Below are 13,191 nucleotides of genomic sequence, written 5' to 3'. Positions count from 1 at the left end.
TCGCAATCCACACCGAACCCGGAGGCCCTCCCTCACACCAAGATCATCCGATCACGTGTCACCACGATCGCAACCTCCCCGGGCAGTACACCTAGTTCGGGTGGCGCCGGTGAACTCCGAGCCCGGCGTAGTCGGTGATGCGCTACGGCGTGGAGGTGGTCGTGGCCGACGCGGCTACCGCGCGCCGGCCACGGACGCGCTATGCGACCGGGTCACCGTGGCGACGCTGCGGCCGTACTTCCCGACGTGAGCCTGGTCAGCCGCCGTCGTTCGAGGACGTACCCGAGCGCCGTCACCGCGAGGGCCGGGAAGGCGATCTTGGCCTGCGGGAACCGTCCCTCGCCGGGTGGGTCCACGGCCTTCGAGCCCGGGTAGGCGAGCGCGGAGATCTGCGTCAGCCAGTAGAGCGAGGCCAGCGCGGCTCCGGCGTCGAGCCCGGCCCTGGTGGGTGCCCGGCACGAATTCGGCTCGCCGAGGACTTGTCCACAGCAGAGCGGCGATGTGGACAACTTCGCGGTCGGCGGCCCTCGTCCGCCGGTTTTGTCGGCGGCTCCCGATACGCTGGACAAGGGCACGCCCCCAGGGAGGGCGGGGGCGTTTTCGGTCCCCGCCGAGCCGGGCGCAATTCCCGGTACTCGAGCTCAGGTCAAGGCAGCAGTTTCAAGCCGACCACCCCCGCGACGATCAACCCCAAGCACGTGAGCCGGGCCGCGGTTGCCGAGTCGCCGAGGACCACGATCCCGTAAAGCGCCGTGCCGATCGTGCCGATGCCCACCCACACCGCGTAGCCCGTCCCCAGCGGGATTTCCCGGAGCGCGTATCCCAGTCCGGTCATGCTCAGCACCAGCGCGACCACGAACGTCGCCACCGAGACCGGCTTGAAGAACCCCTTGAGGGCCGCCGCCCAGACCGTTTCCAGGATTCCGGACACCACCAAGACCAACCAGGACATGACAATCCTTTCGCAGTGCTGGTACACACTGCGCCGTCTTGTCCTGACCGGGTACGACGCGCTCGTCCGGGACGCCCGAGTGGCGTCCCTTCCGAAGCTAGCATGACAAAAAATGTCTCATCGGCGCCGGGCGCGCAGTCCCCAGGTGATCAACGGCAGGTCGAACTCGCCGTTCGCCGTCGCCGGATTCGATGCCAGGAACTCGCGCAGCCTCGCCAGCAACGCCGATGACTCCTCCGGCTCGGCCACGATCACCATCGAATACGTCGCGATCGTTTCCAGCAGGTTCTCCGCCGTGCGTCGTTGCACATGGCGAAACCGGTCGCTTTCGAACGGTTCGAACTCCGGGTGTGCCACCTGCCGCAAATCGTCGGTCCGGGCCGGCTTCCGCGTCCCTTCGCGGCCGAGCGAGGTGAACTTCGCCACCCACGGCACCGATTCGTCTTCGTAGTTCCACATCGGCACCAGCACGCCACCCGGGCGCAGTACGCGCGCGATCTCGGTCATCGCCGCCGGCACGTCGAACCAATGGAACGCCTGGCCGACGAAAACCGCGTCGACGTCCGCGTCGGGCAACGGGATCCGTTCCGCGCGGCCCGCCAGCGATCTCGCCCACGGCACCACTCGCCCCAGTTCGGCGCGCATTTCCGGGTCGGGTTCGACCGCGGTGACGTCGAGGCCGAGTTCGGCCAGGCCCACGGTGAGCTTGCCCGTTCCGGCGCCGAGGTCGAGCACCCGGCGCGGCGTTCCGGCCGCGCCCGAAAGGCCCCATTCGATCACTTCCCGCGGGTAGCCGGGCCGGTGCTCGGCGTACGCGGCGGCCCGGCTGCCGAAGGAAGAAGCGCGTCGGGCGCGTAGCGGATCACTCACCGGCCCAGGTTAGAAGACGGAAAGGAAAGGTAATCCGGTTGGCGTAGCGCGCGGCCGGGTTCGTACCCTATGGGCCATGACCGAAAACCCCGCTTCCACCAGCGTGCCCGCCGAAGACGAACTGCCCGAGCAGATGCGGGTGCGCCGGGAGAAGCGCGACCGGATCCTCGCCGAGGGTATCGATCCCTACCCGGTCGAGGTACCTCGGACGCACACGCTCGCCGAGGTGCGGGCGGCGCACGAGGGACTGCCCGTCGACACCGCCACCGGCGAGACCGTCGGCGTCACCGGCCGGGTGATGTTCCTGCGCAACACCGGCAAGCTGTGCTTCGCGAGCCTTCGCGAGGGCGACGGCACCGAGCTGCAGGCCATGATCAGCCTGGCGAAGGTCGGCGAGGACGCGCTGGCGGCGTGGAAGTCCGACGTCGACCTCGGCGACCACGTCTTCGTGCAGGGCGAGGTCATCACGTCCAAGCGCGGCGAGCTGTCCGTGATGGCCGACGCGTGGCGCATCACGTCGAAGGCGCTGCGCCCGCTGCCCAACGCCTTCAAGGACCTGGCCGAGGAGACGCGGATCCGCCAGCGCTACGTCGACCTCATCATGCGCCCGCGCGCGCGGGACGTCGTTCGCACGCGCGCCGGCGTGGTCCGGTCGCTGCGGGAGTCGTTCCACCGCCGCGGGTTCACCGAGGTCGAGACGCCGATGCTGCAGACGCTGCACGGCGGTGCCGCGGCCCGCCCGTTCGTCACGCACTCGAACGCGTTCGACATGGAGCTGTTCCTGCGGATCGCGCCGGAGCTCTACCTCAAGCGCTGTGTCGTCGGCGGCATCGAAAAGGTCTTCGAGATCAACCGCAACTTCCGGAACGAGGGCAGTGACTCCTCGCACTCGCCGGAGTTCGCGATGCTCGAGTACTACGAGGCGTACGCCACGTACGACACCAATGCGGTGATGACGCGGGAGCTGATCCAGGAGGCCGCGCAGGCGGTGCTGGACACCCAGGTGGTCACCCTGCCCGACGGTTCGGAGTACGACCTGTCCGGCGAATGGACCACACTCGGAATGTACGAGTCGTTGTCCGATTCCCTCGGCGAAGAGGTCACCCCGGAGACGCCGGCCGCCAAACTGCACGGATTCGCGCAGGCCAGGGGCCTGGAAGTGGATCCGAAGCTCGGGCACGGGAAGCTCGTCGAGGAACTGTGGGAACACCTCGTCGGAGATCACCTGCACGCCCCCACCTTTGTGCGTGATTTTCCGCTGGAGACGTCGCCATTGACGAGGCAGCACCGCTCGCGGCCGGGCGTCGCCGAGAAGTGGGACCTCTACGTGCGCGGATTCGAACTCGCCACCGGATACTCCGAGCTGGTCGATCCGGTCGTCGAACGGGAACGGCTCACCGAACAGTCCCGGCTGGCCGCGCAGGGCGATAGCGAAGCCATGCGGCTCGACGAGGATTTCCTCCGTGCCCTGGAGTACGGAATGCCGCCCAGTGGCGGTGTCGGAATGGGGATCGACCGGCTCCTGATGGCGCTGACCGGTCTCGGTATCCGGGAGACGATCCTCTTCCCGCTCGTGCGACCCGAATAACCCGGCGGTGTCGTATACCGCAATGAGATTTGCGCTGCCCTCCGGAAGCGGGTACTAATGTTCTAGACAAAGTCTTCTGTCCGGGGCTCGCCCCGTAACCAGATCATTGCGCAAGTCCCCGCAGGAGGAATCGGATGGCACAGAAGGTGCTCGTCTCGCTGGTCGACGACCTGGACGGCAGCGAGGCGGAAGAGACCGTCGAGTTCGGTTTGGACGGCGTCAGCTACCAGATCGACCTCTCTTCGGAAAACGCCGAGGAGCTGCGGGACGCGCTCGCCCAGTACGTCGAGCACGCCCGTCGCGCGGGTGGCCGCAAGCGCGCTTCCGTGCGTCCGGTCGCGGGCAAGGGCCCGTCCCGTCCGGCCGCCGTCGACCGCGAGCAGAACCAGGCCATTCGGGCGTGGGCGCGCAAGAACGGTTACGCGGTTTCGGACCGGGGCCGGATCCCGTCCGAGGTCGTCGACGCCTACCACAAGAAGAACTGAGGACCCTTCCGCCGGTCCGGGTGCACGCAGGTCACCTGGCCGGCCGGAAAGTCCTCGAAGCGGGGTACAGCCGAAGCCGCCGGGCGAATTCGCCCGGCGGCTTTCTTCATGTCCGGTCACTGTCCGGTGCCGGTTCGCCCGCCGCCCGCGCCGCACGGGCGTACTCCGCCGGCGGCAGGCCCGTCACCGCGCGGAAATCGCGGATGAAGTGCGACTGGTCGCTATAGCCCAGCCGAACCGCCAGTCCGGCGTAATCCGGCTCACCTTCGGTGGTGATCCGCTGCGCGGCGTCGTTGAGGCGGTATATCCGGATCGCCCACTTGGGGGTGCACCCGACGTGTTCGGCGAACAACCGCTGTACGGACCGGGTGGTTAGTCCAGTATCCGCGCACAGTTGCGCCACCCGGGTAATTCCCGGGTCGCGTGCGATTGATTCCACGGCCTCGGCGGCCCGTCGTGCGGCGGGCGACAGCTCGGCGGGATTTGCGATCAGCAAGTTGTCGATCGCGCGGACCATTTGCGCGTCGTCCGCCGCGTTCTGCACCGATTCCGCGGCTTCGATCGCCTTCCGGCCGAAAACGTCCGTGAGCGGGACAGCGCGGTCGGCGATGTCACTCACCGGGCCGTCGAGGAACGCGCGGAAGCACCCGGGCCGGAAACGCACGCCCAAGCCCTGGACGCGGCCTTCGAGGCGGTGGGAAAAGACGTCGTGCGCCGGTCCGTGGACGCCGGACGCGCCGGGGAAGAACGTGACGTGCACCGCGAGGTTCGGCAGGACGCGCTGGTCGTGGGGCGGTTTGCCGCGCAGGTCCCAGCGCAGCACCCAGTGGTAGTCGACGAAGTCCGCCAGTTCGGGCGCCGGGGCGTACCGCTTCAGCGTGAACATCGTGCGCGCGGTGGCCTCGGCCACGATGCCGCGCGGGATCCGGTGCTCGCCCACGGGGCAACGGTAGCTGTCGCGTTCCTTCAAGACGGCCCGGCCGTTCCCGGCTGGGATCGGGGCATGAACGCCTCGCTCGTCCGGCCCGCCGCGGCCGAGTTCCTCCGGATCGCCCACTCTGCGGACGACCTGTCCGCCCCGACGCCGTGCGCGGGCTACGACGTCCGCGGGCTGCTCAACCACCTCTTGTACTGGGGCCCGTGGCTGCTCGCCGCGGGCCGCCGGGAAGCCCCGCCGACGCCGCCGACCGACGAGGCTTCGGCCGGGCTCGTGACGGCGGACTGGCGGGCGCGGCTGGAGAAGCAGACGGAGACCCTGGTGGACGTCTTCGGGACGCGGTCGGCGTGGGAGGGCCCGACTGCGCTGGGTTCCTCGCCGCTTCCGGCGTCGGTGGTCGGCGACATGGTGCTGGGCGAGTTCGTCCTGCACGGCTGGGACCTGGCCCGGGCGAGCGGCCAGGAGCTGCGCTGCGCGCCCGAGACGGCGACGGCGGTGTACGAGTCCGCGGTGGCCATGGGCGAGCAGGCGCGGTCGATGGGCGTGTACGGGCCTGAGGTGGAGGTGGCGGCTTCGGCGTCGCCGTTGGAGCGGGCGCTGGGGGCTTCGGGGCGGGATCCGGCCTGGCGGCCCTGACGGGCTTGTCCACAGGGGCGCTCGGATGTGGACAGCTTCGGCGCTTGGGCGGCGATCGGCCGGGTTTGTCGGGGGGCGCCGATAGACTGGGACGGGGACGCCCCCCAGGGATGGGCGGGGGCTGTCTGAGGGCCTGGGGCTATCTGGCGCAGGTGCGCGGGCAGCCGGAGCAGCTGCCCGGCGGGCCGGGGTCAACTACCGCACCGCGAAACGTCGGCGAGCTGCCGCCGCACTGGTCGCAGCCGCTCCTGCGGTGGTGGTGGGATGGCTGCGGACCAGCCGCATCGCCCGCCGGCCGCACGTACGCCCGGATCAACGCCGGCCGCGGATGGCCACGCCCGATGGTGGTGATCAGCAACCATCCGGCCGACGTCGCCGACCGGGCGGTAGCCGTGCACTGGGAAGGCTGGATGCGGTCGCCGCAGCAGTGTTGCGATGACCACTGGAAACCGCCGACGGGCGGGGCTGCCTGGGGCTACAGGTGCGCGGGCAGCCGTCGCATTCCGACTTGGCCGGTGGCAAGCATGAAAAGCAGCAGCTCTCGCGTCGGCGGAACCACTCGCGGTGGCCGTCCGGGGTCTCGATCAGGCGCAGCGTCGACGCCGATGTCAGCGGCGGGTACTGCGTGTCCAGCAGGACGCCCCCCAGGGATGGGCGGGATCCGGCCTGGCGGCCCTGACTCAGCGGGCGCAGGTGCGCGGGCAGCCGTCGCACTCGGACTCGCCCGGTAGCAAGTACGAAAAGCAGCAGCTCTCGCGCCGCCGGGACCACTCGCGGTGGCCGTCCGGCCCCTCGGTCAGCCGCAACGTCGACGCCGAGGTCAGCGGTGGGTACCGCGCGTCCAGCACCAACGCCGCGTCGGCGACGCCCGCGCCCTCCGCCTCCGGTGTTCCTCCCTGGCGGCCCGCCCACCACAGCGAGTTCTCCAGCGCGTCGGTCGCCGCCGCCCAGAGCGTGCGGCGGCCGAGCCTGCTCACCGGGGCGTACGCCCGGACGAACGCGGCCGCGTGGGCCAGGTAGCGGGCCCGCAGGACCGCCGCCAGCGCGCGCTCGTCGCGGACCACCGTCGCCTCCGGGCGGGCCGAGCCCGGGTCCGTCGGCAGGCAGTGGAAGTCGTCACCCAGCAGCGCCATGCCGTCCGGGTGGGGGCGGTCGTCCGCCAGCCGGAACGCCAGCTCCGCCGGCTTCAGCGACGGCACCCGCCGCTCGTGGTGCAGCAGCAGCGCCCCCACGTACGCCGGGACGTGCAGGTACCACGTCATCACCCAGCTCGCCGTCGTGCGAGGCGGTGCCGAGGGGTACGAGCGCAGCAGCCAGTCGCCGAGGAGCGCGCGCCACTCGTCGAAGTACGCCGGCGTCTCCAGCAGCTCGGAGCAGCGGATCCAGCCCGCCGGGACGTCGCGGCGCAGCTCGGTGCGTTCCTGCAGGCCGGAGACCCGCAGGAGCGACGACGCGAGGCCGTCGCCGACCTCGCGTGCGTCACGGAAGGACCGCTGCTGACTCAGGTCGCGGCCCTCCTCGGCGGCCGGTACGGATTAGGCGTGCCTAACCTTACAGGCTCCGCGGTACTGCGCCAATCGGGTGGTGCTCGAAACCGGTACTCCCAGCTTGCGGACTGTTCGCGGTGAGCGGACACCGCGCGAACGGCGGAATCCGGGTGGCCGTCCGCACGTTGGGGTTGACGTAAAGGTGCAGGGCAACCTGAAGATGGAAGCACCCGGCAGACCCCACGTCCGGGTGCGGAAAAGGCCATGAAGAGCCCCAGTGGTACGCCAGCGCGACCACTTGGCTACTAGAGTGGTCTCACGGTGCTGAATCCATCGCGGTGAAAGCACGATGGAAACGGGCCGCCGGCGCAGCAGTCGAGGGAGTGCACATGTTTGAGAGGTTCACCGACCGCGCGAGGCGGGTGGTCGTCCTGGCTCAAGAAGAGGCCAGGATGCTCAACCACAACTACATCGGCACCGAGCACATCCTCCTGGGTCTGATCCACGAGGGTGAGGGTGTCGCCGCCAAGGCGCTGGAGTCGCTGGGCATCGCCCTGGAGGGCGTGCGCCAGCAGGTCGAAGAGATCATCGGCCAGGGCCAGCAGGCTCCGAGCGGGCACATCCCGTTCACGCCGCGGGCGAAGAAGGTGCTGGAGCTGTCGCTGCGCGAGGCGCTGCAGCTCGGCCACAACTACATCGGCACCGAGCACATCCTGCTGGGCCTGATCCGCGAGGGCGAAGGCGTCGCCGCGCAGGTCCTGGTCAAGCTCGGTGCGGACCTGAACCGCGTCCGCCAGCAGGTGCTCCAGCTGCTGTCCGGCTACCAGGGCAAGGAGTCCACCGAGACCGGTTCCGGCGGCCGCGGTGAGGGCACCCCGTCGTCGTCGCTGGTCCTGGACCAGTTCGGCCGCAACATGACCGTGCTGGCCCGCGAGGGCAAGCTCGACCCGGTCATCGGGCGCGGCAAGGAGATCGAGCGGGTCATGCAGGTGCTGTCCCGCCGGACCAAGAACAACCCGGTGCTCATCGGCGAGCCCGGCGTCGGCAAGACCGCCGTCGTCGAGGGCCTCGCGCAGAGCATCGTCAAGGGCGAGGTGCCCGAGACGCTCAAGGACAAGCAGCTCTACACGCTGGACCTGGGCTCCCTGGTCGCCGGCTCCCGCTACCGCGGTGACTTCGAAGAGCGCCTGAAGAAGGTGCTCAAGGAGATCAAGACCCGCGGCGACATCATCCTGTTCATCGACGAGCTGCACACGCTCGTGGGTGCGGGTGCCGCCGAGGGCGCGATCGACGCGGCTTCGATCCTGAAGCCGATGCTCGCCCGCGGTGAGCTGCAGACGATCGGCGCGACCACGCTCGAGGAGTACCGCAAGTACATCGAGAAGGACGCTGCTCTCGAGCGCCGGTTCCAGCCGATCCAGGTCGGCGAGCCGTCGCTGGAGCACACGATCGAGATCCTCAAGGGCCTGCGCGACCGGTACGAGGCGCACCACCGCGTCTCGATCACCGACTCGGCGCTGGTCGCCGCCGCGACCCTGGCGGACCGGTACATCAACGACCGGTTCCTCCCGGACAAGGCGATCGACCTGATCGACGAGGCCGGCGCCCGGATGCGCATCCGCCGGATGACCGCGCCGCCGGACCTGCGCGAGTTCGACGAGAAGATCGCGAACGTCCGCCGCGACAAGGAGTCCGCGATCGACGCGCAGGACTTCGAGCGGGCCGCCCGCCTGCGTGACGAGGAGAAGACCCTCCTCGGCCAGAAGGGCGAGCGGGAGAAGCAGTGGAAGGACGGCGACCTCGACGTCGTCGCCGAGGTCGACGACGAGCAGATCGCGGAGGTGCTGGCCAACTGGACCGGCATCCCGGTGTTCAAGCTGACCGAGGAGGAGACCACCCGGCTGCTGCGCATGGAGGAGGAGCTCCACAAGCGCATCATCGGCCAGGAGGACGCGGTCAAGGCCGTCTCGCAGGCGATCCGCCGTACGCGTGCCGGTCTGAAGGACCCGAAGCGCCCGTCGGGCTCGTTCATCTTCGCCGGCCCGTCCGGTGTCGGTAAGACCGAGCTGTCGAAGGCGCTGGCCTCGTTCCTGTTCGGCGAGGACGACGCGCTCATCCAGATCGACATGGGCGAGTTCCACGACCGCTACACCGCTTCGCGGCTCTTCGGTGCCCCTCCGGGCTACGTCGGCTACGAAGAGGGCGGCCAGCTGACCGAGAAGGTGCGGCGCAAGCCGTTCTCGGTGGTCCTGTTCGACGAGATCGAGAAGGCGCACCAGGAGATCTACAACACGCTCCTGCAGGTGCTGGAGGACGGCCGCCTGACCGACGGTCAGGGCCGCACGGTCGACTTCAAGAACACGGTGCTCATCTTCACGTCCAACCTGGGCACGTCGGACATCTCGAAGTCCGTCTCGCTCGGGTTCGCCGGGTCCAACGACACCGGCACCCGGTACGAGAAGATGAAGCAGAAGGTCAACGAGGAAATGAAGAAGCATTTCCGCCCGGAGTTCCTGAACCGGATCGATGACATCATCGTGTTCCACCAGCTGACGCAGGAACAGATCATCCAGATGGTCGACCTGATGATCGGCCGCGTGGAGACGCAGCTGAAGGCCAAGGACATGGAGCTGGAGCTGACGGCGAAGGCGAAGTCGCTCCTGGCCAAGCGCGGGTTCGACCCGGTGCTGGGCGCGCGGCCGCTGCGTCGCACGATCCAGCGCGAGATCGAAGACCAGCTGTCGGAGAAGATCCTCTTCGGCGAGGTCGAGCCGGGCCAGATCATCCTGGTCGACGTCGAGGGCTGGAGCGGCAACCCGGAGGACAAGGACGACCAGGCGCGGTTCACGTTCCGCGGCGAGCGCCGTCCGTCGTCCATCCCGGACGCCCCGCCGGTCAGCATCGGCGCGGGCCACGAGGAGCAGGGCGAAGCCGAAGGCGAGTGATCGCCGCTCAGGCACGGCAGGAGGGCGGTTCCCCGGCAGGGGAGCCGCCCTTCGGCTTTCCGGCCCCGGGCCCGTGAGACGATGCCCGCGGGGCTTGGGAGGGAACCGCCGTGGACGTGCTGTCGATCGACTTCGGGACTTCCAGCACCGTCGGTGTCCTCTCCGCCTTCGGGCGCGGCCCCCGGGCCGTCGAGGTCGACGGGTCCGTCACCATGTCCTCCGCCGTCTTCGTCGACGACGACGGCCTCCTGGTCGTCGGGCGGGACGCCGAACGGCGGGCGCGGCTCGATCCCAGCCGCTTCGAACCCAATCCCAAGCGGCGCATCGACGAGGGCACCCTGGACCTCGGTGGCGCGAAAGTCCCCGTCCCCGATGCCTTCGCCGCCGTCCTGCGGCGGATCGGGGAGGAAGCCGAACGGCAGCTCGGCCGCCCGGCCGGGCAGACGCGGATCTCGCACCCCGCCGGGTGGGGCGCCACCCGGCAGGACGCCGTCCGGACCGCCGCCGTCAAGGCCGGCCTCGCCGACGTCCGGCTGGTCCCGGAACCGGTCGCCGCCGCCGCGCACTACGCCAGTGCCGGCCACCGGCACTCCGCGCCCATCGGCGTCTACGACCTCGGTGCCGGGACCTTCGACTGCGCCGTCGTCGGCGTGACGCGGCAGGGCTTCGCCGTGCTCGCCGAGGACGGCCTGTCCGATCTCGGCAGCCTCGACATCGACCAGGCGCTGCTGGTCCACATCGGACGGTCAGTGTCGCACGCCGATCCCGCGCAGTGGCAACGGCTTCTCCGCCCGCAGTCCACCGCCGACCGCCGGACCCGGCGCGCGCTGCTGCAGGACGTCCGGGACGCCAAGGAAAGCCTCTCCCGCCACCCGCAGACCCACGTGCCGATGCCCGAGCCGTTCGGGGACGTCCTGGTCAGCCGCGACGAGCTCGAAGCGCTCGTGCGGCCCAGCCTGCTCCGCAGCGCCGAACTGCTCGGCGCGACGATCCGCCGGGCCGGGCTGAGCCCCGCGCAGCTCGGCGGCGTCTACCTCGTCGGCGGGCCGAGCCGGATGCCGCTGCTGGCCACGCTGCTCGCGCGCCAGCTCGGCGTGGTGCCGACCACGCAGGACCAGCCCGAGACGGCCGTCGCCTTCGGGCTGCACCACGTTCCGCTGGGCAGCACCTCGGACCTCACCGTGCCCGCCTTCGCGCCGGTCCGCCCGCAGCACCGGCCACCGCAGGCCGTCCGGTACCCGTCGCCGGGGGAGGGCCGGAACACCGGCCCCGGCTGGTCGCGCCGGCGGTGCTGATCGCCGGTTGCCGAAGGCTCACCAGGCTTTGCCGAGCCGCATGCCCTTGTCGTACCAGTCGTCGTCCCCGACCGGACCGGACGGCGGTGCCGCGGCCGGCGCGTCCGAAGACCGGTCCTTCAGCACGACGTCGTCGCGCTCCGGAGGAGGGGGAGCGGAAACGGGGACGGGGACGGGCGTCGGCTCGAACCGCACCCGCCAGCGCAGCCGGTCCATCAGGTAGCCGCCGGTGCCGACCTGCGCCAGCAGCTGCGCGGTCCGCTTCGCCGAGTCCCGCTGCGCGTCGAGGTAGGTCCGCAGGACCACGTCCGCGATCTCGGCCGGCGCCATCCCCGAGACGGCGTCGGTGAGCTGCAGCCGGGTCAGCACGCCGTCGGTGTTGACCGAGAGGGAAACGGCGCCGTCGGCGGACGTCGCGGTCGCCGACAGCGCGGACAGCTCGGCCAGGAGGGCCTCGCGGTCAGCCATCCAGCCTCCCGGCGTGCGTGGCGCCGCTCGACACCTGCCCGTCCGGCGCGATGTCGACGTTCGCGTCGCGCACGTTCTGCTCGGTCCGGCGCGAGGTGTGGTCGGTTTCGAAGTTCGACGGGTCGAAGCTCGACCCCGGGCTGACGTCCGGCGCGTCCGGGATCTTCGGCAGGTCGACGGCTTCGTCGCCGATGCGGTCCGCCAGCGTCTGGGCGGCATCGCCGGCGGCGTCGCGGATCTTGCCCGCGCTGTCCATGAAGCTGGCGTACAGGTCCATGGCGTTGTCGCCCTTGATCTCCGCCTGGTTGGCCACCATCGCGGTGATCGCGCCGCCCGCGGCGTTGCCGGCGACCAGCGCGCCGTTGGCCGCCGTGAAGATCGACGCGCCCGCCGCGGCGCCCGCGCCGCCGGTGGCCACGGCGAGCAGCCCGGTGACCGCGCCCGCGAACGTCGCCGCGAGCACCTTCGACCCCGCCGACGCGCGCTTGCGGTCCTGTTCCTTCTTGTAGTCCTCGGCCGTCTGCTTGAACGTGGTGCCGAGGCTGTTCAGGTCCTGCCGGGCCGACGCGATGGCCTCGCGCGCCGCGACCAGATCGCTTTCCAGCACGGTGATCTTGGTTTCGACCTCGGTGAAGGTGTCGGCGAGCTCGTTCAGGTAGGCCTTGACGGCGTTCGCCGCCGAGCCGCGCCACACCTCGAGGAACTGCCGGGCGTCGTCGAGCTTCGGCTTCGAGTCGCGCTGCAGCTCCTTCCAGACGGCGTCGTGGCCCATGATCAGGTGCTGCAGGCCACTGGCCGACTCGTGGTCGATGTCGGCGTCGGAGAACTCGCGGTAGACCCCGGCGATCTCGTCCTGCATCTTCCGGACGTTCTCGTTGGAGTTGTCGAAGCCGAACAGCAGGAAGTCGGTCGTCCGCAACACGTCGACGGCGTCCAGCGCGGCGTTCGCGCCTTCGAGCAGGTCCGCGGAGATCCCCTCGAGGAGCTCGGCGCGGCGGTCGTCGCCGCTGGACATCGGTTCGGCGTCGAGGCCGGTGTCGAAGTAGCCGTCCACGTCAGTTTCCTTCCAGGCCCGCGGCCGCGCGGTTGACGCGCTGCTTCGAGTTCTCGTCGGCCTGCTCGTACAGCTCCGCGACCCGCATCAGCGCGTGGCTGGTGTCCGCGGTGGTCTGGTGCAGCTGCGCGACCAGCTTTTGGATCTTCGCCAGGTGGTCGTTGTAGGCCTTGGCGACCGCCGGCATCCCCAGCGACCGGCCGAAGGCGTTGTGGACGGGCAACATCCCGGTGATGCCGCCGAAGAGGCCGCTGCCGCCCGAGGAAACCGGCACGTCGGTCCCGCGCAGGCCGTTCGACGCGGTTTCCGCGGCGTCGGCGGCTCCGGCCAGAGCGCGGGCGGAGTCGCGGAGATCCTGCAGGTCGGTCTCGAACCCGATCATCGTTCACCTCTTCTTCCGGGCAGGCGTCCGGACATGTAAACACCGTTCGGTGGCCCGCCACGGGGATTCGGAGGTGGTGTGCGTCAGATCAC

General features: G+C 70.1%; 12 protein-coding genes, 2 pseudogenes and 1 riboswitch. Of the genes and pseudogenes, 5 read left to right on the top strand and 9 right to left on the bottom strand.

Annotated elements, in window-relative coordinates; all coding sequences use genetic code 11:
- Nucleotides 1–212: 212 nt before the first annotated feature.
- The 3 genes from AB0J40_RS41840 to AB0J40_RS41830 all read right to left on the bottom strand — a co-directional run bounded on the left by AB0J40_RS41840 (nucleotide 213) and on the right by AB0J40_RS41830 (nucleotide 1,822).
- On the bottom strand, nucleotides 213–509 hold the full coding sequence (locus AB0J40_RS41840) for a DUF6640 family protein (protein WP_364465187.1): 297 nt from the start codon (nucleotides 507–509) through the stop codon (nucleotides 213–215).
- Nucleotides 510–646: 137 nt separating this feature from the next.
- Entirely contained in the window at nucleotides 647–952 is a 306-nt protein-coding gene (locus tag AB0J40_RS41835) for an SMR family transporter (protein WP_364465185.1), read from the bottom strand.
- Between the two features lie 27 nt (nucleotides 953–979).
- A riboswitch (guanidine-III (ykkC-III) riboswitch) is annotated at nucleotides 980–1,043 on the bottom strand.
- Between the two features lie 26 nt (nucleotides 1,044–1,069).
- A complete protein-coding gene (locus AB0J40_RS41830) occupies nucleotides 1,070–1,822 on the bottom strand; it encodes a class I SAM-dependent methyltransferase (protein ID WP_364465183.1) in 753 nt (250 codons plus the stop codon).
- A gap of 76 nt (nucleotides 1,823–1,898) precedes the next feature.
- On the opposite strand from AB0J40_RS41830, the gene lysS reads away from it, so the two are divergent.
- Together lysS and AB0J40_RS41820 are read left to right on the top strand one after the other, a co-directional pair.
- A complete protein-coding gene (lysS, locus tag AB0J40_RS41825) occupies nucleotides 1,899–3,410 on the top strand; it encodes a lysine--tRNA ligase (protein WP_364465181.1) in 1,512 nt (503 codons plus the stop codon).
- 134 nt (nucleotides 3,411–3,544) lie between these two features.
- The gene (locus tag AB0J40_RS41820; RefSeq protein ID WP_086674451.1) at nucleotides 3,545–3,895 is read left to right on the top strand and encodes an Lsr2 family protein; all 351 of its coding nucleotides are present in this window, start codon (nucleotides 3,545–3,547) and stop codon (nucleotides 3,893–3,895) included.
- A 106-nt stretch (nucleotides 3,896–4,001) separates the two neighbouring features.
- On the opposite strand, the gene AB0J40_RS41815 is transcribed toward AB0J40_RS41820, so the two are convergent.
- A complete protein-coding gene (locus tag AB0J40_RS41815; RefSeq protein ID WP_364465179.1) occupies nucleotides 4,002–4,865 on the bottom strand; it encodes a helix-turn-helix domain-containing protein in 864 nt (287 codons plus the stop codon).
- A gap of 33 nt (nucleotides 4,866–4,898) precedes the next feature.
- On the opposite strand from AB0J40_RS41815, the gene AB0J40_RS41810 reads away from it, so the two are divergent.
- A complete protein-coding gene (locus tag AB0J40_RS41810) occupies nucleotides 4,899–5,468 on the top strand; it encodes a TIGR03086 family metal-binding protein (RefSeq protein ID WP_364465177.1) in 570 nt (189 codons plus the stop codon).
- 474 nt (nucleotides 5,469–5,942) lie between these two features.
- Here AB0J40_RS41810 and AB0J40_RS41805 read toward each other — a convergent pair.
- Both AB0J40_RS41805 and AB0J40_RS41800 read right to left on the bottom strand, forming a co-directional pair.
- Nucleotides 5,943–6,107: pseudogene (locus AB0J40_RS41805) on the bottom strand (iron-sulfur protein); the annotation flags it as partial.
- 41 nt (nucleotides 6,108–6,148) lie between these two features.
- Complete coding sequence (locus AB0J40_RS41800) at nucleotides 6,149–6,973, bottom strand: (2Fe-2S)-binding protein (protein ID WP_364465197.1); 825 nt, start codon at nucleotides 6,971–6,973, stop codon at nucleotides 6,149–6,151.
- A 371-nt stretch (nucleotides 6,974–7,344) separates the two neighbouring features.
- Between AB0J40_RS41800 and AB0J40_RS41795 the strand changes: the two genes are divergently transcribed.
- Both AB0J40_RS41795 and AB0J40_RS41790 read left to right on the top strand, forming a co-directional pair.
- Nucleotides 7,345–9,900 (top strand): ATP-dependent Clp protease ATP-binding subunit, encoded by a 2,556-nt coding sequence (locus AB0J40_RS41795; RefSeq protein WP_364465175.1) that lies wholly within the window; start codon nucleotides 7,345–7,347, stop codon nucleotides 9,898–9,900.
- Between the two features lie 110 nt (nucleotides 9,901–10,010).
- Nucleotides 10,011–11,108, top strand: a pseudogene (locus AB0J40_RS41790) (Hsp70 family protein); the annotation flags it as partial.
- 105 nt (nucleotides 11,109–11,213) lie between these two features.
- Here the strand turns inward: AB0J40_RS41790 and AB0J40_RS41785 are convergent.
- Genes AB0J40_RS41785 through AB0J40_RS41775 form a run of 3 tightly spaced genes read right to left on the bottom strand, consistent with a single transcriptional unit; the run spans nucleotide 11,214 to nucleotide 13,099 of the window.
- On the bottom strand, nucleotides 11,214–11,663 hold the full coding sequence (locus tag AB0J40_RS41785) for a YbaB/EbfC family nucleoid-associated protein (protein ID WP_364465174.1): 450 nt from the start codon (nucleotides 11,661–11,663) through the stop codon (nucleotides 11,214–11,216).
- On the bottom strand, nucleotides 11,656–12,717 hold the full coding sequence (locus tag AB0J40_RS41780) for a hypothetical protein (RefSeq protein WP_364465172.1): 1,062 nt from the start codon (nucleotides 12,715–12,717) through the stop codon (nucleotides 11,656–11,658). The genes AB0J40_RS41785 and AB0J40_RS41780 overlap by 8 nt, the downstream gene beginning before the upstream one ends.
- A 1-nt stretch (nucleotide 12,718) precedes the next feature.
- Entirely contained in the window at nucleotides 12,719–13,099 is a 381-nt protein-coding gene (locus AB0J40_RS41775; protein ID WP_364465170.1) for a hypothetical protein, read from the bottom strand.
- Nucleotides 13,100–13,191 lie beyond the last annotated feature (92 nt).

Source organism: Amycolatopsis sp. NPDC049691 (assembly GCF_040675005.1).
GTDB lineage: Bacteria > Actinomycetota > Actinomycetes > Mycobacteriales > Pseudonocardiaceae > Amycolatopsis.
Note: the sequence above shows the minus strand (reverse complement) of the source record. Positions and strands in the feature narration are given on the sequence as shown.